The sequence below is a fragment of the Cryobacterium sp. MDB2-A-1 genome (assembly GCF_004402675.1).
GTDB lineage: Bacteria > Actinomycetota > Actinomycetes > Actinomycetales > Microbacteriaceae > Cryobacterium > Cryobacterium glucosi.
The window spans coordinates 57344-77109 of record NZ_SOFK01000026.1 but is presented as its reverse complement, the minus strand read 5'-3'; the positions used below and the strand labels follow the sequence as shown (position 1 = coordinate 77109).

The 19766-nt window shown below is 69.5% G+C and carries 19 protein-coding genes; 8 read left to right on the top strand and 11 right to left on the bottom strand.

Annotated features, from left to right (window positions below):
* Positions 1-40: 40 nt before the first annotated feature.
* Positions 41-1567 (bottom strand): MFS transporter, encoded by a 1527-nt coding sequence (locus E3O39_RS09035; protein ID WP_134449758.1) that lies wholly within the window; start codon positions 1565-1567, stop codon positions 41-43.
* A 104-nt stretch (positions 1568-1671) separates the two neighbouring features.
* On the opposite strand from E3O39_RS09035, the gene E3O39_RS09030 reads away from it, so the two are divergent.
* Positions 1672-2364: a TetR/AcrR family transcriptional regulator gene (locus E3O39_RS09030; RefSeq protein WP_134449759.1), complete on the top strand. Its 693-nt coding sequence runs from the start codon at positions 1672-1674 to the stop codon at positions 2362-2364.
* On the opposite strand, the gene E3O39_RS09025 is transcribed toward E3O39_RS09030, so the two are convergent.
* The gene (locus E3O39_RS09025) at positions 2351-2788 is read right to left on the bottom strand and encodes an Rv3235 family protein (RefSeq protein WP_241975493.1); all 438 of its coding nucleotides are present in this window, start codon (positions 2786-2788) and stop codon (positions 2351-2353) included. The genes E3O39_RS09030 and E3O39_RS09025 overlap by 14 nt on opposite strands.
* 131 nt (positions 2789-2919) lie before the next feature.
* Here E3O39_RS09025 and E3O39_RS09020 point away from each other — a divergent pair, with 131 nt between their 5' ends.
* Positions 2920-3561: a hypothetical protein gene (locus tag E3O39_RS09020; RefSeq protein WP_134449760.1), complete on the top strand. Its 642-nt coding sequence runs from the start codon at positions 2920-2922 to the stop codon at positions 3559-3561.
* Positions 3562-3576: 15 nt separating this feature from the next.
* Here the strand turns inward: E3O39_RS09020 and E3O39_RS09015 are convergent, their stop codons facing one another.
* Positions 3577-3879, bottom strand: a complete 303-nt coding sequence (locus E3O39_RS09015; RefSeq protein ID WP_134449761.1) for a helix-turn-helix domain-containing protein — start codon at positions 3877-3879, stop codon at positions 3577-3579.
* Between the two features lie 145 nt (positions 3880-4024).
* Between E3O39_RS09015 and E3O39_RS09010 the strand changes: the two genes are divergently transcribed.
* Both E3O39_RS09010 and E3O39_RS09005 read left to right on the top strand, forming a co-directional pair.
* Positions 4025-4660 carry a hypothetical protein gene (locus E3O39_RS09010; protein WP_134449762.1) on the top strand — a complete coding sequence of 212 codons (636 nt, stop codon included), beginning with the start codon at positions 4025-4027 and terminating at the stop codon, positions 4658-4660.
* A gap of 2 nt (positions 4661-4662) precedes the next feature.
* Positions 4663-5919, top strand: a complete 1257-nt coding sequence (locus E3O39_RS09005; protein WP_174774844.1) for a regulator — start codon at positions 4663-4665, stop codon at positions 5917-5919.
* 58 nt (positions 5920-5977) lie between these two features.
* Here the strand turns inward: E3O39_RS09005 and E3O39_RS09000 are convergent, their stop codons facing one another.
* Both E3O39_RS09000 and E3O39_RS08995 read right to left on the bottom strand, forming a co-directional pair.
* Positions 5978-7744, bottom strand: a complete 1767-nt coding sequence (locus E3O39_RS09000; RefSeq protein WP_241985027.1) for a DUF5671 domain-containing protein — start codon at positions 7742-7744, stop codon at positions 5978-5980.
* Complete coding sequence (locus tag E3O39_RS08995; protein ID WP_134449763.1) at positions 7741-8214, bottom strand: hypothetical protein; 474 nt, start codon at positions 8212-8214, stop codon at positions 7741-7743. Before E3O39_RS08995 ends, E3O39_RS09000 begins: the two co-directional genes overlap by 4 nt.
* Before the next feature lie 78 nt (positions 8215-8292).
* Between E3O39_RS08995 and E3O39_RS08990 the strand changes: the two genes are divergently transcribed.
* Entirely contained in the window at positions 8293-9786 is a 1494-nt protein-coding gene (locus tag E3O39_RS08990; protein ID WP_134449764.1) for a sensor histidine kinase, read from the top strand.
* A gap of 46 nt (positions 9787-9832) precedes the next feature.
* On the opposite strand, the gene E3O39_RS08985 is transcribed toward E3O39_RS08990, so the two are convergent.
* Positions 9833-10081 (bottom strand): WhiB family transcriptional regulator, encoded by a 249-nt coding sequence (locus tag E3O39_RS08985; protein ID WP_035837005.1) that lies wholly within the window; start codon positions 10079-10081, stop codon positions 9833-9835.
* Between the two features lie 180 nt (positions 10082-10261).
* On the opposite strand from E3O39_RS08985, the gene E3O39_RS08980 reads away from it, so the two are divergent.
* Complete coding sequence (locus E3O39_RS08980) at positions 10262-10717, top strand: hypothetical protein (protein WP_134449765.1); 456 nt, start codon at positions 10262-10264, stop codon at positions 10715-10717.
* A gap of 126 nt (positions 10718-10843) precedes the next feature.
* On the opposite strand, the gene bcp is transcribed toward E3O39_RS08980, so the two are convergent.
* From bcp to aroA, 3 genes are read right to left on the bottom strand one after another with little or no spacing between them, the layout of a single operon-like run.
* Positions 10844-11323: a thioredoxin-dependent thiol peroxidase gene (gene bcp / locus E3O39_RS08975; protein WP_134449766.1), complete on the bottom strand. Its 480-nt coding sequence runs from the start codon at positions 11321-11323 to the stop codon at positions 10844-10846.
* Between the two features lie 9 nt (positions 11324-11332).
* On the bottom strand, positions 11333-12382 hold the full coding sequence (rsgA, locus tag E3O39_RS08970; protein ID WP_134449767.1) for a ribosome small subunit-dependent GTPase A: 1050 nt from the start codon (positions 12380-12382) through the stop codon (positions 11333-11335).
* Positions 12379-13740: a 3-phosphoshikimate 1-carboxyvinyltransferase gene (aroA, locus tag E3O39_RS08965; protein ID WP_134449768.1), complete on the bottom strand. Its 1362-nt coding sequence runs from the start codon at positions 13738-13740 to the stop codon at positions 12379-12381. Before aroA ends, rsgA begins: the two co-directional genes overlap by 4 nt.
* Positions 13741-13850: 110 nt before the next feature.
* Between aroA and E3O39_RS08960 the strand changes: the two genes are divergently transcribed.
* Positions 13851-14489: a sigma-70 family RNA polymerase sigma factor gene (locus E3O39_RS08960; protein WP_174774656.1), complete on the top strand. Its 639-nt coding sequence runs from the start codon at positions 13851-13853 to the stop codon at positions 14487-14489.
* The gene (locus E3O39_RS08955) at positions 14486-14728 is read left to right on the top strand and encodes a zf-HC2 domain-containing protein (protein WP_134449770.1); all 243 of its coding nucleotides are present in this window, start codon (positions 14486-14488) and stop codon (positions 14726-14728) included. The genes E3O39_RS08960 and E3O39_RS08955 overlap by 4 nt, the downstream gene beginning before the upstream one ends.
* A gap of 72 nt (positions 14729-14800) precedes the next feature.
* On the opposite strand, the gene E3O39_RS08950 is transcribed toward E3O39_RS08955, so the two are convergent.
* A complete protein-coding gene (locus E3O39_RS08950; RefSeq protein WP_241975497.1) occupies positions 14801-15715 on the bottom strand; it encodes a VOC family protein in 915 nt (304 codons plus the stop codon).
* Between the two features lie 151 nt (positions 15716-15866).
* Positions 15867-19649 carry a multifunctional oxoglutarate decarboxylase/oxoglutarate dehydrogenase thiamine pyrophosphate-binding subunit/dihydrolipoyllysine-residue succinyltransferase subunit gene (locus tag E3O39_RS08945; protein ID WP_134449771.1) on the bottom strand — a complete coding sequence of 1261 codons (3783 nt, stop codon included), beginning with the start codon at positions 19647-19649 and terminating at the stop codon, positions 15867-15869.
* Positions 19650-19766 lie beyond the last annotated feature (117 nt).

The following is a 19766-nucleotide window of genomic DNA, read 5'->3' as shown; positions in this document are numbered from 1 at the left end:
GTCCCGAGGGACCCGGCCTTCCGTCGTGTGCGACCCGTGCCTAGTGCACCGGAAGCGGCACTTCGGTGGGCGCTGCCGCGGGGGTGCCGTGCGGGTTCGAGAGCGACACGCCATGGCCCATCCGCCGGAAGAGCAGCGCCGCGAGGACCGCGCCGACGGCGAAGAAGCCGGCGCCCCACCAGTATGCGACCGCGTAGCTGTGGATTGCGGCATCCGCGGCCACCGCAGCGGTGAGCGGGGTGTTCGCGGCCAGGAAGTTCGTCGCGGCGGTCGCGGCGAGCGTGTTGAGAAGAGCGGTGCCGATCGACCCGCCGACCTGCTGGCTCGTGTTCACCATCGCGGAGGCGACCCCGGCGAACTGCCGGTCGACGCCGAGCGTCGCCGTCTGCATCGAGGCGGGCATGATCGAGCCCATCGCGAAGCCGAGGATCATCAGGGGCGGCAGTATGTCGGCGGCGTAGGTGCTGCCCAGGTCGAGATGGGTCAGGTAGATCATCCCGAGGGCTCCGAGCGTCATGCCGAACGGCACCATGATCTTCGGGCCGAACCGGGGCACGAAGATGTTCGTCGACAACTGGGCCGCGACGACGAGCATGGCGATCATCGGCAGGAACGACAGTCCGGTCTGGACCGGGGTGTAGCCCAGTGAGACCTGCAGGTAGTACGTGACGAACAGGAAGATGCCGAACATGCCTGCGCCGGCGATCAGCACCGAGAGGTACGCGGCACCGCGGTTGCGGTCGAGCACGATCACGAGCGGCAGAAGCGGATGCGCGGCACGGCGCTGCCACAGCACGAACGCGACGAGCAGCACGACGGCCCCCGCGAGCATGCCCCAGGTCAGCGGTGAGTCCCAGCCGTCGGTCTCGGCGTTGGAGAAGCCGTAGACGAGGCCGAAGAGGGCTCCGGAGACCAGGATCGTGCCGGGAATGTCGAGCTTCGGGCGCGGGCCGGTGCGCTCGAGGTGGTCGACGAAGACGATCGCACCGATCACCCCGATCACGGCGATGGGGATGTTGATGTAGAGGTTCCAGCGCCAGTCGAGGTTCTGGGTGAGGAAGCCGCCGAGGAGCAGTCCGACGGCGCCGCCGGCACCGGCGATCGCTCCGAAGATCCCGAAGGCACGGGCGCGTTCCTTCGGAATGGTGAACGTCGTCGTGAGAACGGCGAGGGCGGTCGGGGCGAGGAGGGCGCCGAACGCGCCCTGCAGGGCCCGGGCGCCGACGAGCAGCCCGAAGGTGCCTGCCGCACCGCCGAGTGCCGAGGCGGCTGCGAAGCCGATCAGTCCGATGATGAAGGTGCGCTTCCGGCCGATCAGGTCGGACAGGCGTCCGCCGAGCAGGAGGAGGCTCGCGAACGCGAGGGAATACGCGGTGATGATCCACTGGCGGTCTCCGTTGGAGAAGCCGAGGTCGGTCTGCGCGGAGGGCAGGGCGATGTTGACCACGGTCGAGTCGAGTACGACCATGAGCTGGGCGAGGGCGACGGTGCTGAGGGTCCACCAGCGCCGGGAATGCGGCACGGGCGTGCTCGTTAGAGTGGACGAAGTGGCGGAAGTCTTTGGCATGAAGGCGACTATATACGATACTGTGGAGTTCCGGATCTTAACAGTTCCTGAATTTACCTCCGGGTAACATTCGATCAGAAGACTTCGATCAGAAAGTGGTGAGTGTGGCGACGACGCAGCTCGATCCCGCCGAGGAGACGGAGCCCGTCAAGCTCGGACGCAGACGGGACCACACCCGCGACCCTGACATCCTCGCCGCTGCCGTCGACGTGCTCGCCGAATGCGGGTATGAGGGCATGACCATCGACATGGTCGCGGCCCGGGCCAAAGCGGGCAAGGCCACCCTCTACCGGCGATGGCCCTCGAAGGGCGAACTTGTCATCGACGCGGTCGCGTGCATGAAGAACGGTGACCTGAACCTGTCCCAACTCCCGGACACGGGCACGCTGCGCGGGGACCTGATCGCCATGATCAAGCCGCACTCGATCGAGGACGGCGAGAAGAAGCTCCGGGTCATCGCCGGCCTGATGTCCCTCCTCGCCCACTCGCCCGAGCTCGCCGAAACCGCCCGCGTCTCCGTCGTCGAACCCCGGGTGACCGCGCATCGCTTCCTGTTGCGCCGGGCCGTCGAGCGCGGCGAGATCTCGTCGCGCTGCGACATCGACAACCTGTCGACCGTGACCACGGCCATGGCCTCCATGCGGATCCTGTTCGAGCGCAAGACCATCGACAGGGAATTCCTGATCTCCTTGATCGACGGGGTGATCCTTCCCGCGGTGGGCCTGGGTGCCGGTCCGGCGGCCGGCGCGGACCCGGAGTCGCGAGCTGCAGGGGATACTGCCGTCACAGCACGTTGATCGCGCTGGCCCGCCAGCGGTTGTCGAGGCCCTCGAGGCGCAACGCCACCGCGCGCACCCGCACCTTGCTGTGCACGATGACGACGGCTTCGACCACCCCGTCCCTCGGTTCCGTGATGGTGACCCTGCCGATGGAGATCGTGGGCCGTTGCGCCCGGAGCCCTTTGACCGCCCGCGCCCGGTTGGAGAGGACGACCCGTTTCAGCAGGTGCCGGTAGACGTCGTCGCTCACCCAGCGCGCGAGCTGGTCGAGTTCGCGGGCCCCGGAGAGCACCTCGATCACGCACCGGGTGAGGTTGATGAGCAGCGGCTCCGGATCCGGCAGTTGCCCGCGGGAACTCGGCTGCTGCCCGAAGTAATCTTCCTCGGCGAACCGCTCCGCTCGGGCGCTCGCCTGCTCACTCTTGCCGACTGAATCGCTCATGACTCCTCCGGGGGTTCCGGGTGCTGAGGTGCAGGTTCGCTACTCAACCAGCGGATGCCCGCGGTGTCGAGCGCTTATATGTCCTGTGGATAACCCGGCTGGCCGGTTCGCGGCGAGTTAGCGTCGTGTGTGTGCGCTGGGACAACCTGTTCGACGACCTCGAGGGACAGCTCGAACACGAGCTGAACGCCGAGGACCTCGAGCTGCGCGCGGAAGAGGAACGGCTCCGGCTCGGCCGGTTATCGCTGCGGCACCGGCTGATGGGCCTGGGCGCCGGTTCGGGCCCGCGCGCGGGCGGCGGTGTCGTGCGGCTGGTGCTCACCTCCGGGGTCACGCTGGCCATCCGCCCGACGACGTTCGGGCGGGACTGGCTCGCCGCCGAGATCCTCGACACGCCAACGGCGTCGGCAGGGACGGCCCCGCCCGGTGTCCCCGCCCGGGGCGCTCCGCAGTGCGTCGTTCCGATCGCGGCGATCGCCGGGGTGATCCTGCAGTCTGCGGAGGTGCGTGCCTCCCTCGCCGCGCCCGCGGAACCCGGGTCGGGGGTCGTCGACCGCATCGGGTTCGCCTTCGTGCTCCGCGACCTGGCCAGGCGGCGCAGGTTCGTCGAGGTGCACACGCCGGGTGGTCTCCTCAGTGGAACGATCGACCGGGTCGGTCGCGACCACATCGACCTCGCGATGCACGACCGCGGGGTGCCGCGCCGCAGCTCCGAGGTGAGGCAATACCGGATCATTCCCCTCGCCGGGATCCAGCTGCTGTGCCTGCCCTGACCGCGCCGGCCGGGTTCAGTCGGGCGGCCGGATGATCGTGCCGCCGGAGAGCTCGGGGATGTTCGCGTAGTCGGACTGCTCCCACAGCGACAGCCGCCTGGCCTCTTCGTACTTGGCCTCGATGTACGACTCGAGCACGACCCGCTCCACGCGCCAGTGCTGCATCCGCTCGGGCGCGGACGGGCCGATCCGGATGGCAGGAAGCTCGCCCGTGTGCACAAGCTCGCTCACCTCTGCCGCGGTCAGGGCGAGTATGTCGGCGGTGTCCGCGAGGGTGAGGAAGCGGCCCAGCCCACGATAGGCGTCGGGAGCGTTCATGATTCGATTATCGGGGGTTCCCGCGGTGTCCCGCCGGGAAAACGACAGCCTGTGGATAACTTTCCCGCCGTGGGCCGGGAACGGCGACGATAGAGACCACTGATCAGGCGGGCGGCAGCTGCCCTCGCCGAGGAGAGGGGCGACCATGGTCTCGAGGCCGAATCGCGCACGACGCCCGGGAGCCTGGTTCGACCCGCGCCTGCTCATCGGCCTGGTGCTCGTGCTCGGTGCGGTCGGCGGCGTCTCTGCGGTCGTCGCAGGCAGCGACCGCACGACCGCCGTCTACGCCGCCCGTGGCGCCCTCATCGTCGGCGACCGGGTGACGGCCGCCGACCTCGAGCTCAGCCAGGTCCGCCTGGACGGCGCGCTCCCGCTCTACGTGACCCCCGAGCGGATGCCCGCGGACGGCCTGGTCCTGGCCAGGACCGTCGCAGCAGGCGAGCTGATCCCGGTGTCCGCGGTCGGCGCATCCGCTGAGGCGGGCGTGACGACGGTCGTCGTCGAACCGACGGACGCCCTCGCGCAGGCGGTCGCGCCTGGCGCTGTTGTCGACGTGTGGTCGTCGCCGCAGACCGAGCGGGGTGCGTTCGGGCCGCCTGCCGTGCTCGTCGGGCAGGCCGGGGTGGTGCGCGTGCTTGAACCGGGCGGGCTTTCGGTGGGAGCCGGCCGCCGCTCGGTCGAGCTCCGGGTGCCCAGGGAGGCCGTCGCCGCCGTACTCACTGCGATCGCCAACGGAGCGGCGATCGCGGTCGTTCCGGCCAACCAGCCCCTCGGAGGTTGACCATGGCCCGGCTGCTGCTCGCGCTCGACCGTTCGACGGAAGACCGCCTCCTCGCGGATATCGTGCAGTACGGGCACTCCGTCCTCGCCCGGCTGTCGGGGGGAGCGGAACTGCTCGCGGTCCTGGACCGCACAGAGGCCGACGTCGCGCTCGTGAGCGCGGGACGGGCGACGCTGAGTGCCGCCGTGATCCGGGCGTGCGACGAGCACGGTGTGCGCGTGATCGCCCTCGCCGCGACCGACCAGGACCGCAGGAACGCGGCGGGACTCGGCCTCCTCGACGTGATCGACGCGACAGCGGAATGGGCGGGCATCGAGGCGGTGATCGAGGCCGGCGTGGTGATCCCGTTGCGGGTCGCCGAGCGGGAGGCCACGCGCACAGTGTCCGCTCGTGGCACCGTGATCGCGGTCTGGGGGCCCTCCGGCGCGCCGGGCCGCACGACGCTCGCGATCAACATCGCCGCCGAGGTCGCGGCGGCGGGCCACACCGTGGCGCTCGTCGACGTCGACAGCTATGGAGGCGGGATCGCGCCGGCCCTCGGGATGCTCGACGAATCGCCCGGTTTCGCCGCGGCCTGCCGCCTCGCAGGGACCGACAGCCTCACCCGGCCGGAACTCGAACGCATCGCGCAGCGCTACACCTCGCCGCGCGGCGCGTTCTGGGTGCTCACGGGCATCGGGCGCCCCTCGCGCTGGCCGGAGCTGTCGGGCGAGCGCGTCTCGAAGACCATCGAGGTGCTGCGGAACTGGGCCGACTACGTCGTCCTCGACACCGGCTTCAGCCTCGAAAGCGACGAGGAGATCTCGAGCGACCTGTTCGCGCCGCGGCGGAACGCTGCGACGCTGACCGCGCTCCGGTCAGCGGACCACGTCGTCGCGTGCGGGCTTGCCGACCCCGTCGGGCTTGCCCGCTTCCTGCGGTCGTGGGCCGAGCTCGCCGAGGCGGTCTCGACGGACAGGGTCAGCGTCGTGATGAACCGGGTGCGGCCGAGCGCCGTTGGGATCGACGCCAACCGGCAGGTCGTCGCAGCGCTGCGCCGGTTCGGCGGCATCCACGCCCCGTTCCTGGTCCCGCACGACCAGGCCGGCGCCGACGCTGCCGTGCTGACTGGCCGCACGCTGCGCGATGCCGCGCCGAAGTCGCCCGCACGCACGGGCATCCTGCGTCTGGTGCACAGGGAGCTTCTGCCCGAACCGGTGCGGGCGCGGGGCCGGGGACTGGGGCGGATGCCGTGGCGTCGCCGGGCGCCCGCCCTCTGAACCCCGCCCTCTGAACCCCGCGCTCTGAATCCGGCGTCCTGACGCCGGTGCCCGAGGTTCAGTCCCGCAGCCGGATCACGGTGACCCCGGAGCCGGGGCCCGTCACGACGAGCACCCGTTTGCCGGTGACCCCGTCGAGGGCCGCGGTGATCTCCGCGGCGGATGGGCCGCCTGCAGTGCTGTCCGTGCCCGCTTCGGCGCCTGCGTCTGCTGTTGTGTCTGCGTTGCCCTCTGCCCGCGCCCAGACGGTCACGGATGCCCCGGTGTTCTCGGTGATCGCCCGCCGGAGCGGTTCGGGGGACGCGCCGGTGACCAGGATCACCCGTCCGATGGTGCATTGCCGGCCCGGCGTCGCGGCGCTCATGGCCCTGTCGCGCTGCCAGACGGCGAAGTGGTACCCGGCGGCGAGGCCGGTCGCGATGAGGAGCCCCAGCGGGGCGCGCACCCGCTCGAGCAGGCTGCTCCCGGATGGGGACCCGGACGCGGACCCGAGACCGAACTCGAAGATGCGGTAGCCGATCAGGAGGAGGGCGACCAGCGCGACGACGGCGCTGACACCGAAGACCAGGATCAGGTAGACGCGCCGGGCGGTCGCGGAGCTTGTGGATGGATCGGCCGGGGCCAGCGGACGCCAGGCCAGCCACCAGACCGGTCCGCCCGCGATCATGACGCTGATGCCGCCGAGCAGCAGGGTGCGCGGGTTCGAGTCGGCGAGCGGCTGCGCGAGTGCCGCGAGCAGGGAGTTCACCACGACCCCGAGCCCGGAGGCCGCACCGACGAGCCCGATGCCGGACACGACCAGGCCGGCCGCCTGCCGGGTCTGGTCGCCGCGGACTGGAACCAGGACCCGGTGATAGGCCCAGACGAATGCGCCCATCGACGCCGCCGCGAGTGCGTTGCCGAGGGGATCGAGGATGACGGTGAGGGACTCGGCGTTTCCGAACGCGCCTGAGCGGTCGAAGCCGAGCCTGAGCAGCACGAACACCGTTGTGCCCGCCCCGGCGAGGGTGAGGATCGCCGCTCCGCCGATTCCGCTGGCGATGAAAGCGACGTCGGCGAGCCCGCCGCGGAGGGTGACGGCCCTGTCGTGCAGCCAGTGCCACCACCACACGGCGCCGCCGCCGGCGCACCAGACCAGGCCTTCGAGGGGGAGCCACCACCACGGGGCACCCGCGAACGTCGATGCCCCCGACCCGGTGATGGCCGAGTCGAGCAGCGCGCCGAGCGCCGTGACGGCTCCGCCGGTACCGATCACGAGACCGAACACGCTCCCGAGAACGATCGCCGCCGTCGGGAGCCGCAGCGGATGCGTGGCCGGATTCCTGGACATCCACGTGTGCCACACCCACACGGCGGCCCAGACCAGTCCGGTGGCGAGGGTGCGCGGCTGCCAGTCCGCGCGCACGAGGGCCGCTGCGGAGCCGAGCAGGGCGGTCGAGGCGACGACGAGCGCGACGGTGCGCATGCCGGCGAGGTAGAGGCCCCAGGCGAGGGACGACCGATCTTCGCCGTCCAGGCGCCGCCGGAGCACCCACCACAGCAGGGCGGCGAAGGGGCCGGCGACCAGGGTGAAGGCGAGCGAGCGGGCGAGTCCGGCGACGTCTTCCCCTGCGAGAGCATTGCCCGCATCGAGCAGGCGCCCCAGCAGCCCGGCCAGACCGATCGCGGCGATCACGACGAGGGCGAACAGGAGGACGAAGGCGATCAGGCGCCGGACCGTCGGCTGGGCCGACCCTCCCCGCGGTGCCGGCGACCGGCGGACCCCGATCACGATGGCGGCGATGACGACGCCGAGCGCGACCAGGAGACCTGCCCCGACGATCACGGGGCATCCGTCGTGGTCGTGGTGCCCGGGCAGATCGCGAGTTGCCAGGGCGCGGAGTCGATCTTCCAGGCGCCGTCGACCGTGAGCAGGTCGAACACCTCCTGGCTCTCGTATTCCGAGGACCCGAAGGGGCCGGCATCCTCCGAGGTGACGATGGACACCGTGACGTCGGCCGAACCGGGCCGCTCCGTCGTCGAGACGAGCGTGACCCTCAGGTCGCCGGCGGCCCGGCCGCCGACCGCGTCGCAACTCGCGAGGGCGTGCGGGGTGAGGAATCCGGCCGCCTTCTGCTCGTCGCCGTCGATGACAGCGGCAGAGTAGCGCTGGACGACACCGGCCGGGGTCGCCTGGCCGAGCTGCTCCGGCGCTCCGCGGGAGAAGACGACGACGAGCGCGACGATGACCAGAACTACGATCACGGACAGAACGGCGATCAGGGTGCGATCGGGCCTGCCCGGAGTGGGGTTCATCTGACCAGCATGACACCGCGCGCCGATTCATGGTCGCCCCAGTCACTTTCCTCGTTCAGGGGGACCTAGGCTGGCAGGGTGTCGACGCTCAGTGATCTCGTACTTGCCCAGGGCCGCAGCAGTGCCGAGGATGTGGACTGGCTCCACATGCTCGTCGCGGACGGTCAGCTCCTCGCCGACCTTGCTTTCGCGGACATCGTGGTGTGGGTGCCCGGCACGACCGGGAGCTTCGTGGCGGTCGCGCACGCGCGCCCCTCGAGCGCCGCGACCCTGTTCTACCGCGACTTCGTCGGGCAGGGAATCAAGGGGGAATGGCGCCAGCAGGTGACGGAGGCCTTCGAGTCCGCCAGGATCGTGGATACGACGGCCCCGGACTGGTATGAGGAGACTCCGACCCGCGTCAGGGCGATCCCCGTGATGCGCCGGCTCAGCACGACCGGTTCCCAGATCGCACCCGTGCCCGTCGCCGTGCTCACCCGGCACACGAACCTCAGCGAGGCGCGCACGCCGAGCCGCCAGGAACTCACCTTCAACGACTGCGCCAACGACCTGTTCGCGATGATCGCCTCCGGCGATTTCCCCGATCTCGGCGCTCCGACCGGCCCGCGCCGCGGCGCCCCGCGCGCCTCGGACGGCCTGATCCGGCTCGACCTCGACGGTGTCACGACCTTCGCGAGCCCCAACGCGCTCTCCGCCTTCAACCGGATGGGCTTCGTCGACGAGCTCGAGGGCGAGTCACTCGCCGAGGTCACGACGGGCCTGCTCACCGGCACGGTCGTCGTCGACGAATCGCTCCCGCTCGTCGTCACCGGCCGGGCTCCCTGGCGAACCGATGTCGAGGCTCGCGGGGTGACCGTCTCGCTCCGCGCGATCCCGATCCGCAACCGCGGCCAGCGGATCGGCGCGATCGTGCTCTGCCGCGACGTGACCGAACTGCGCCACCAGGAGCGCGAGCTCATCACGAAGGACGCGACCATCCGGGAGATCCACCACCGGGTGAAGAACAACCTCCAGACCGTGGCGTCGCTGCTCCGGATCCAGGCCAGGCGGACCCACTCCGATACCGCGCGCGAGGCGCTCAACCAGGCCATGCGCCGGGTCGCGGCGATCGCTGTCGTCCACGACACCCTGTCGACGGGGCTGAACCAGCAGGTCGACTTCGACGTCGTCTTCGACCGGGTGCTGCTCCTGATCGCCGAGGTCGCATCCGCTCACAACACGACGGCGCACCCGAAGCTGTCCGGCAGTTTCGGCGTTCTGCCGAGCGCCTTCGCCACCCCGCTCGCGCTCGCGCTCACGGAGCTCGTCACGAACGCGGTCGAGCATGGCCTCGCCGGCCGGGAGGGCGAAGTCGTGATCGAGGCCGAGCGCAACGAAGAGACCCTCACGGTGCGCGTGCGTGACAACGGTTCCGGTCTTCCCGAGGGCAAGGTCGGATCGGGACTGGGCACGCAGATCGTGCGCACCTTGATCCAGGGCGAGCTCAGCGGGAGCATCGACTGGCACACGATGATGGGCAGCGGCACCGAAGTGACGATCGAGATTCCCCTGCGGTACATGCGTGAGACCTGACTGCCGCGGGGGCGGCGCGCCAGGTCTCAGGACACGGGCGGTGGGGCTAGGACGCGCGGCGCGCCCGTGCGGCACGGCGCTTGAGGGCGCGGCGTTCGTCTTCGCTCAGGCCGCCCCAGACGCCGGAATCCTGTCCGGTCTCCAGTGCGTACTGGAGGCACACCTCGGTCACATTGCAACGGGCACACACAGACTTGGCCTTCTCGATCTGGTCCACAGCGGGTCCAGTGTTACCGACGGGGAAGAACAATTCCGGGTCGGCGGTGAGGCAGGCCGCTTTGTCGCGCCAGTCCATAGAGATGCTCCTTTATTGCAGGGTGCCTGGCCGATTGGCCGAAGATGAGAGGCTGCCGATTGCAGGAAGGTAAGCGATTTACGCATTCATAGGGCTCACGTCCCTGTGAGCGTCAACCGGGCCTCAATTATGGTCGCATAATGGTGGGGTCAAATCAATAGTTTGGTATGGGATATCTCTGTGAATCAACAGTTCGACCAGCGTCCGGACGGTGACGCCGGTGCGTTCCGCCCGCGTCGTGCGCCCGCACTCCTTCTCCTCGCCGGCCTGCTCTGGGCCGAGGCCGCCCTGCTCTGGGCCGCGGTGGTCTGGCTCGTCCTCGAGCTTCTCACCGCGACGCCGACCTCGCTCGCGAGCGGGGTCGCGATCCTGATCATCGTGCTGATCGCCGCCGCCTGGGTGACCGCGATCGCGGTCAATTCCCTGAGGCGCCGCGGCTGGATCCGCGGCGCCGCGGTGACCTGGCAGGTCGTGCAGATCGCCGTCGCCGTCGGCTGCTTCCAGGGGCTGTACGCGCGTCCGGATCTCGGCTGGGCGCTCCTGGTGCCCTCGATCGTGGTGCTCGGGCTCCTGTTCACCCCAGCGGTGCTCGCGGCCACGCAGACCCCGCGGGATGAGGGCGACACGGCCGGGTAGACATCCGTCGCCGAGTGTTCACACAGTATTTCGTCCAGGCAGCAGGTCGGTGCCGCCCGGACGGCAGCGGATGTCGTCAGCGGCCGCTGGGGGCCCCTGACGGCCCCGGGGAAGTGGGACCGGGTGTCAGTCGCCGAGGCCGAGCTTCTTGCGCAGGCTCGCGACGTGGCCCGTCGCACGTACGTTGTAGAGCGCGAGCGTGATCAGTCCGGCCTCGTCGATCACGAAGGTGGACCGCAGGACGCCCGTGACGGTCTTGCCGTAGAGGTCTTTCTCGCCCCAGGCGGCGTACGCCCGGTGCACGGTGAGGTCGCTGTCGCTCAGGAGCGGGAACGTGAGGCCCTCGGCGTCCCGGAAGGCCCGGAGCTTCTCCGGCGTGTCCCGCGAGACGCCGAGCACGCGGTAGCCCGCAGTCTCGAGCGAACCGAGGCTGTCGCGGAAATCGCAGGCCTGCTTCGTGCAGGCCGGGGTGAGCGCGGCCGGGTAGAAGTAGACGACGACCTTCGAGCCCGCGAACCCGGCGAGCGAGACGGATGCGCCGTCCTGGTCGGTGAGCGTGAACTGCGGTGCCGGGTCGCCGGCTTCGAGGCGCGTGGAATCCGTCATGCCCCCACGTTAGTGGTGCGGGGACACCGCGAAGGTCGCGAGCAGTCGTTGCAGCGAGTCGAGGCGGGCCTTGCCGGTGTCGCCGAGTTCGCCGGCCGCGACGGCCTCGTTGATGGCGCAGTCCGGCGAGTCCGGCAGATGGGTACAGCCGCGCGGGCACTTCTCCGCGATCGCGGCGAGGTCGGTGAACGCCTTGAGGATGTTGTCGGTGTTGATATGCCCGAGGCCGAAGGAGCGCACGCCGGGGGTGTCGATGACCCAGCCGCGGCCGGCATCCGTTTCGAGTCGCAGCGAGACCGTCGAGGACGAGGTGTGCCTGCCGCGGCCGGTCACGGTGTTCACGACGCCGACGGCGCGGTGCGCGTCCGGCACGAGGGCATTGACGAGCGTGGACTTGCCGACGCCGGAGTGGCCGACGAAGACGGTGTCATGGCCGACGAGCGCAGCGGAGATGCTCTCGAGCGGCATGGCGTCGTCGCGGCTCGTGAAGACGATCAGGTCGAGGCCGGCGAAGTTGTTCAGGAACTCGGCGGGATCGGCGAGGTCGGTCTTCGTGATGCAGAGGATCGGCGTGACGCCCGCGTCGTACGCCGCGACGAGATACCGGTCGACCAGGCGGATGCGCGGCTCCGGGTTCGCGGCGGCGACGACGATGAGCATCTGGTCGGCATTGGCGACGATGACCCGTTCGACGGCGTCGGTGTCGTCGGCGCTGCGGCGCAGCAGGGTGACCCGCGGCACGATCCGCACGATGCGGGCGAGGCTGCCCTCCGCTCCGGTGGTGTCTCCGACGATGTCGACGCGGTCGCCGGTCACGACGGCATGCTTGCGCAGCTCGCTCGCCCTGGCCGCGGTCACCCGTCGTTCGGTGTGCTTGTTCTCGTCGAGCATGACGGTGTAGCGGCCGCGGTCGACCGAGAGGATGCGCCCGGTGAGCGCGTCCTCGTGGTCAGGGCGGGTCTTGGTGCGCGGTTTGCTGCCCTTGCGGTTGGGGCGCACCCGCACGCTCGACTCGTCGAACTCGGGTTCGTCGTCGTCCGCGCCGGCCCACCAGCTCATGCGAGCACGGTCGAGGCGAGGAGCGCGTGCCACAGTTCGGGGAACTGGGGGAGCGTCTTCGCAGTCGTGCCGATGTCCTCGACCAGGACGCCGGGAACAGCGAGGCCGATCAGGGCTCCCGCCGTCGCCATCCGGTGGTCGTCGTAGCTGTGCCACTGTCCGCCGTGCAGGGGCCGCGGGTCGATCTGCAGGCCGTCCGGCAGCTCCGTGACGGCGCCGCCGAGCCCGTTGATCTCCGTCACGAGGGCGGCGAGGCGGTCGGTCTCGTGGTTTCGGATGTGGCCGATGCCGGTGATCGTGCTCGGGGAATCCGCGAGGGCGGCGAGGGCGACGAGGGCCGGCGCGAGCTCACCTCCCGTTGAGAGGTCGAGAGTGACGCCGGTGAGATGCTCGCCCGCGGTGACCGTGAGCCGGTCGCCCGCGCGGGTGACGATCGCGCCGAACAGCGGCAGCAGGTGCGCGAGGTCGGCGCCGACCTGGGTCGTCTCGGCAGGCCAGCCCGTGATCGTGACGCTCCCGCCGGCCACGAGCGCGGCCGCGAGGAACGGCGCGGCGTTGGACAGGTCTGGTTCGATGTCGACGTCGATACCTCGGATCGGGCCGGGCTCGACGATCCATTCGCCGACGGCGGGGCTCGTCACGGTGACCCCGCGGCGGGCGAGGGTCGCGATCGTCATCTCGATGTGCGGCAGGCTCGGCAGGCGTTCGCCGTCGTGTCGGAGGTGCAGTCCGCGCTCGAACCGCGGGGCGGCGAGGAGCAGGCCGGAGACGAACTGGCTCGAGGTGGACGCGTCGATCGTGACCTCACCGCCGGAGAGGCTGCCGGTGCCGTGCACCGTGAACGGCAGCGCGTGGCGGCCGTCGTCGTTGATGTCGGCGCCGAGGGCGCTGAGGGAGGAGATCGTGGTCGCCATCGGGCGGCGGCGTGCACCGGCGTCGCCGTCGAACGTCGTCGGGCCGAGCGCGAGGGCGGCGACGGGCGGGAGGAAACGCATCACGGTGCCGGCCAGGCCGCAGTCGATCGTCGTCGAGCCGAAGAGCTCGCCCGGGGTGACCCGGAGGTCCGCGCCGAACTCGCCGTCGCCGGGGACGGACTCGATCGTGGCGCCCAGCTGCCGGAGCGCGGCGACCATCAGGTCGCTGTCGCGGGAGTGCAGCGGTGCGCGGAGGAGGGAGGGCCCGTCGGCGAGGGCCGCGAGCACGAGCTCGCGGTTGGTGAGCGACTTCGAGCCCGGCAGGGAGACGACGGCGGCGAGCGGCCGCGCTGCAACAGGGGCCGGCCACCAGGCATCCGTCTCTTCGGGCGCGTTGTCGCCGTAGGGATCGAAATCGGGCTTGGAATATCTCGAGATCAACATCGGTTATCAGGATAGTCGGTGATGAACAGATGAGGGAGGTCCCGATGGTGCTGTCAACGGTGCTTGAACGACCCGAAACGTCCGTGATCGACGCATTAGAATTGTCCGTGATGACAACTGACGCGATCGACCTGCGAGACCTGTTCGAAGAACAGGCGATGCCCTACATCGACCAGCTCTACGCCGCAGCAATGCGGATGACGCGCAATCCTTCGGATGCGCAGGACCTGGTCCAGGAGACGTTCGTCAAGTCGTTCGCCGCTTTCAAGCAGTTCGAGCAGGGCACCAATCTCAAAGCGTGGCTCTACCGCATCCTCACGAACACATTCATCAACACCTATCGCAAGAAGCAGCGCGAGCCCTACCAGGGCACCATCGACGACCTCGAAGACTGGCAGCTCGGGGGCGCCGAATCGACGACCGCGATGGCGAGTCGCTCGGCAGAGGCCGAAGCGATCGATCACCTGCCGGACAGCGCCGTGAAGGACGCCCTGCAGTCCATCCCGGAAGACTTCCGGCTGGCCGTGTACTTCGCCGACGTCGAGGGCTTCTCCTACCAGGAGATCGCCGAAATCATGAAAACACCGATCGGCACCGTGATGAGCCGCCTGCACCGTGGCCGGCGACTCCTGCGTGACCTGTTGGCCGGCTATGCGCTCGAGCGCGGCCTGGGCTCAGCCCAGCCCGCATCCGGGACCCCGGCTGCAACGGGCCGGGCCGGTCGTAACACCTCTGGGAGCACGAAATGACCGATTGCGGCTGCGAGAAGGCCAAGGCCGAACTCGAGGAATACCTCCACAACGAACTCTGCGGCGAGGACACCGCCGATATCCAGGAGCACCTGGCCCACTGCACGGACTGCAGCAGCGAACACCTCGTCGGGCGCACCCTGACCGAGGCCGTGCAGCGCGCCTGCCGGGAGATCGCTCCGGAAGACCTCCGCGACCAGGTGTTGCTCAAACTGCGTACCATCCAGTCCTCGCACTGACTCCCGCCTGGCACTGACTCCTGCGTGGCGTGTCCCTCGCGGCACCGTCGTTCGGCGGATGCCCGTGACGGGTCACCCGGCGGACTGGCTGGTTTCGACGTCACTCTCGTCGACGTCGATGAAGGCGGCATCCGCGAAGGCAGCGTCGTCGCCGACGCCGGTCGCGACCGTTTCCGTCGTTGTGGCGTCGTCCCTGGCCGCGCCGGTCGGCGTGCCGGCCTCGACCGAACCCAGGTAGAACATCGCTCCCGTCGGGTCTGCGACCTGGGCGAAGGTGCCGAACTCCGAGTCCCACGGCTCGCGAAGCACCGCGCCGCCCAGCTCGACGACCCGGGCGGCGGCCGTTGCCGCGTCCGGGACGCCGAAGTACACCGCCCAGTGCGAGGGAACACCCTCCGGGAGGAACGCCGTCGAGTCCATGACCCCGGCGACGGGCATGCCCTCCGGCCCGATCGTGCTGTACCGGAATTCCGGGGTGTCGCTCAGGACCTGCGGGTCCCAGCCGAAGACGGTCGCGTAGAACGGCAGGGCGGCGTCGTAGTCCCGACTGCTGAGTTCGTGCCAGATCGGTGTCCCCGGCCGGGCGACGGTGTGGAAGCCGTCGAACTCAATGGGCTGCCAGATGCCGACCGCGGCGCCGGAGGGGTCCGCGAGCACCGCGGTGCGTCCCATCCCGCCGACCGTGAGCGGCTCCAGGAGCACCTGGCCTCCGGCTGCGACCGCGGCCGTCACCGTGTCGTCGACGTCGTCGACCGAGAGGTAGACGAGCCACGCGTCCGGCGCGTTCGACCCGTCAGGGGCGGCGGCCATTCCTGCGACATCTGCGGCTCCGCGCGAGAAGGTCACGTAGTTGCCGTATTCGGGTCCGGATTCGCTCGCGTGCCACCCGAAGAGCTGGGTGTAGAACTCACGGTCCTTCGAGGGATCCGAGGTCATCAGGTCGTTCCAGCAGGGTTCGCCGAGCCGGGTCACATCGCGGGTGGACACAGCAACACTCCTTCGGTCGCGTCGCGGTCCCTGTCACCTTCGAGGTCGCGATCGCGGCCAGCCTACGACCGGGCCCGTCTCCGGGCAATGCCCGTGCCCTTCCGGTCGAGAGTGCCCGCCAGAACGGGAACTCTCGACCGGAAAGGTACGCCTAGAGGGTGAGCGCGTTCCTCAGCAGGTCGACCTGTTCGGCGGCGTGCCGCTTCGCGGAGCCGGCCGCCGGCGATGCGGAGGCGGCCCGGGAGAACACCCGAACCGGGCGCTTGACGACCTTGCTGGTGCTGAAGTAGAAGAACGGCCAGGCGCCCTGGTTTTCCGGCTCATCCTGCACCCAGGCGAGTTCGGCGTCCGGGTACTGGGCGACGACCTGCTGAATCTCGGCTGCGGGCAGCGGGTAGAACTGCTCGATCCGCACGAGTGCGATCTCGGGGTTCGGGTTCTTCTCGAGCTCGCTGAGCAGGTCGTAGTAGAGCTTGCCCGCCATGAACAGCACGCGCTTGACAGCGGACTTGTCTGTGATGCGCGCGTCGTCGATCACGGGCTCGAAACGTCCGCTGGTGAAGTCGGCGACCGCGCTCGTCGCGCCGCGCAGGCGGAGCATCGACTTGGGCGTGAAGACCACGAGCGGGCGCCGCGGGCGCATGTACGCCTGGCGGCGCAGCAGGTGGAAGTACGAGGCCGGCGTCGAGGGGCGGGCGACGGTCATGTTGTTCTCGGCGCACAGCTGGAGGTAGCGTTCGATCCTCGCCGAGGAGTGGTCGGGACCCTGGCCCTCGTACCCGTGCGGGAGGAGGAGCACGACGGAGGACCGCTGGCCCCACTTCTGCTCGGCGGAGGACACGAACTCGTCGATCACGGTCTGGGCGCCGTTGGCGAAGTCGCCGAACTGGGCCTCCCAGAGAACGAGCGCGTCGGCGCGTTCGACGGAGTAGCCGTACTCGAAGCCCATCGCCGCGTATTCGCTCAGGAGCGAGTCGTAGATCCAGAACCGGGCCTGGTCCTCGCTGAGGTTCGCGAGCGGCAGCCATTCCTGGCCGTTGATGCGGTCGTGGAGAACGGCGTGACGCTGCACGAAGGTGCCGCGGCGGGCATCCTGGCCGGCGAAGCGCACCGGGGTGCGCTCGAGCAGGAGGGAACCGAGGGCGAGGAGCTCACCGAACGCCCAGTCGATGTTGCCGTTCCGGCTCATGTCCGCACGCTTCTGCATGAGCTGCTGGAGCTTGTTGTGGACCGTGAAGCCGGCGGGCTTGTTGAGGAAGGCATCCCCGATGAGGTGCACGACCGCCTCGGGGACGCCCGTGGTCGCAGGCTCGCCGACGGCTTCGTCCTGGAGGTTGTTGCCGGAGGACAGGCCCTGGCTGCCGACGACCGGAATCGACGAGGACTGCGCGGCGTGCGTCTCCATGAACGCGCGTTCGAGGCGGTCCTGGAAGTCGGCGTGCGCGGCCTCGTACTCTGCCTCGGTGATGTCGCCACGTCCGACGAGCGCCTCGGTGTAGAGCTTCCGCACCGAGCGCTTGGCCTCGATCAGGTTGTACATCAGGGGCTGGGTCATCGAGGGGTCGTCGCCCTCGTTGTGGCCACGCCTGCGGTAGCAGATCAGGTCGATCACGACGTCGCGCTTGAACTCCTGGCGGTAGGCGAATGCGAGCTCAGCGACCCGCACGACGGCCTCGGGGTCGTCGCCGTTCACGTGGAAGATCGGCGCCTGGATGGTCTTCGCGACGTCCGTCGAATACACCGAGGTGCGCGCGTCGAGGGGCAGCGTCGTGAAGCCGACCTGGTTGTTGACGACGAGGTGGATCGTGCCGCCGGTGCGGAAGCCGCGCAGCTGGGACATCTGCAGCGTTTCGAGCACGATGCCCTGGCCGGCCATGGCTGCGTCGCCGTGCACGAGCACGGGGAGGGTCGAGAAGGTGCCGATCGGCTTGCGGTCCTGCTTGGCGCGCACGATGCCCTCGAGGACGCCGTCGACGGCTTCGAGGTGCGAGGGGTTCGCGGCGAGGTACACCGGGATCTCCACGCCGTTGTTTCCGCGGAAGCTGCCCTCCGTGCCGAGGTGGTACTTGACGTCCCCTGAGCCCTGCACGCTTCTGGGGTCCTGGGTGCCCTCGAACTCGCGGAAGATCTGGCCGTAGGTCTTTCCGGCGATGTTGGTGAGCACGTTCAGCCGGCCACGGTGGGCCATGCCGATCGCGACGCCGTCGAGGCCGGCATTCGCCGCACCTTCGAGGATCGCGTCGAGGAGCGGGATGGTGGACTCGCCGCCCTCGAGGCTGAACCGCTTCTGGCCGACGTACTTGGTCTGCAGGAAGGTCTCGAAGGCCTCGGCCTCGTTGAGCTTTCCGAGGATGCGCATCTGCTCGTCATGCGTGGGCTTGACGTAGGTCTTCTCCATCTTTTCCTGCATCCACTTGCGCTGGGCAGGGTCCTGGATGTGCATGTACTCGATGCCGGTCGTGCGGCAGTAGGAGTCGCGGAGCACACCGAGGATGTCGCGGAGCAGCATCAGCCGCTGGCTGCCGAAGCCGCCCGTGACGAACTGGCGGTCGAGGTCCCAGAAGGTCAGGCCGTGGTTGGCGATGTCGAGGTCGGGGTGGGTGCGCTGGGTGTATTCGAGCGGGTCGACGTCGGCCATCAGGTGTCCGCGGACCCGGTAGGCGTTGATCAGTTCCTGCACGCGCGCGGTCTTGTCGACGGCGCTCGCGAGGTCGACGCTGATGTCGGGCGCCCAGTGGATCGGGTCGTATGGAATGCGCAGCGCCGCGAAGATGTCTTCGTAGAAGTGGTGCCCGCCGATGAGGAGCTCGTGCACGATCTTGAGGAATTCGCCGGAGCCGGCGCCCTGGATGACGCGGTGGTCGTAGGTGCTCGTGAGGGTGATGGTCTTGGAGATGGCCAGGCCGGTGAGCGTCTTGACGCTCGCACCCTGGAACTCGGCCGGGTAGTCGAGGGCGCCGGCGCCGATGATGCAGCCCTGCCCCTTCATCAGCCTGGGGACGGAGTGCACGGTCCCGATGCCGCCCGGGTTGGTGAGCGAAACGGTCGCGCCGGAGAAGTCGTCGGCGGTCAGCTTGTTCTTGCGCGCGCGGGTGACGAGGTCTTCGTAGGACGACAGGTACTCGCCGAAGGTCATGGTGTCCGCACGCTTGATCGCGGGGACCATCAGGGCGCGGGTGCCGTCCGGCTTGGGCAGGTCGATCGCGATGCCGAGGCCGACGTGGGCGGGAGCGACGACGGAGGGCTTTCCGTCGATCTCGTCGTACCAGACGTTCTGGCTCGGGAACATCTTGAGGGCCTTGATCAGCGCCCAGCCGATCAGGTGCGTGAAGGAGACCTTGCCACCGCGGGACCTGCGCATGTGGTTGTTCATCACGATGCGGTTGTCGATCAGGAGCTTGGCCGGGATGGTGCGCACGCTCGTCGCCGTTGGCACGGTGAGGCTCGTGGCCATGTTGGCGGCGAGGCTCTTCTGCATGCCGCGGAGCGGGGTGACGAGGTCCTGCGTCTCGGCAGGGCCAGCCGGCGCCGGCTGACCCTTGACCGGCGCGTCGGCAGGGACGGGGAGCGAACGCGGGGCGGTCGAGGTGGTGCGGGCGGTGCGCTGGCCGCCGATGATCGCGATCGGTGCCGTGATCGGGGCGGGCTCGACCGGGGCGGATGCGACGGGGGCCGGTGCGACCGGGGTTGCTGCTGCGGGGGCGGATGCCGCCGTCTGGGCCGGCTGCGCGGCCTCGGCAGCGGGTGATTCCGCGTCGTGGCCTGCCCCGTTCGCGGTCTGGTGGTAGCTCTCCAGCACGGGCCACCAGGACTCATCCACCGAGTTCTTGTCGACGAGGTACCGTTCGTACAGCTCGTCGACGAGCCACTCGTTCGCTCCGAATTCACCCGACGTTGCTTCGTCGGATCCACTACCGGTCAACTGGCTCGACACAGCCGGTTCCCACTCTCTGCGTTGAATTTTGGATATCCCCGGCCGAAAATCGCCGGTTCGGTCTGCCCGCCCAGCCTAAACCAATCGCGCATGGCTGCGGGTATCGATGCGGGGGGC

Coding starts and splice junctions, on each gene's coding strand:
- E3O39_RS09035 (WP_134449758.1), bottom strand. CDS start 1,567: ATGCCAAAGACTTCCGCCACTTCGTCCACTCTAACGAGCACGCCCGTG.
- E3O39_RS09025 (WP_241975493.1), bottom strand. CDS start 2,788: ATGAGCGATTCAGTCGGCAAGAGTGAGCAGGCGAGCGCCCGAGCGGAG.
- E3O39_RS09015 (WP_134449761.1), bottom strand. CDS start 3,879: ATGAACGCTCCCGACGCCTATCGTGGGCTGGGCCGCTTCCTCACCCTC.
- E3O39_RS09010 (WP_134449762.1), top strand. CDS start 4,025: ATGGTCTCGAGGCCGAATCGCGCACGACGCCCGGGAGCCTGGTTCGAC.
- E3O39_RS09005 (WP_174774844.1), top strand. CDS start 4,663: ATGGCCCGGCTGCTGCTCGCGCTCGACCGTTCGACGGAAGACCGCCTC.
- E3O39_RS08995 (WP_134449763.1), bottom strand. CDS start 8,214: ATGAACCCCACTCCGGGCAGGCCCGATCGCACCCTGATCGCCGTTCTG.
- E3O39_RS08985 (WP_035837005.1), bottom strand. CDS start 10,081: ATGGACTGGCGCGACAAAGCGGCCTGCCTCACCGCCGACCCGGAATTG.
- bcp (WP_134449766.1), bottom strand. CDS start 11,323: ATGACGGATTCCACGCGCCTCGAAGCCGGCGACCCGGCACCGCAGTTC.
- rsgA (WP_134449767.1), bottom strand. CDS start 12,382: ATGAGCTGGTGGGCCGGCGCGGACGACGACGAACCCGAGTTCGACGAG.
- aroA (WP_134449768.1), bottom strand. CDS start 13,740: ATGTTGATCTCGAGATATTCCAAGCCCGATTTCGATCCCTACGGCGAC.
- E3O39_RS08960 (WP_174774656.1), top strand. CDS start 13,851: ATGACAACTGACGCGATCGACCTGCGAGACCTGTTCGAAGAACAGGCG.
- E3O39_RS08955 (WP_134449770.1), top strand. CDS start 14,486: ATGACCGATTGCGGCTGCGAGAAGGCCAAGGCCGAACTCGAGGAATAC.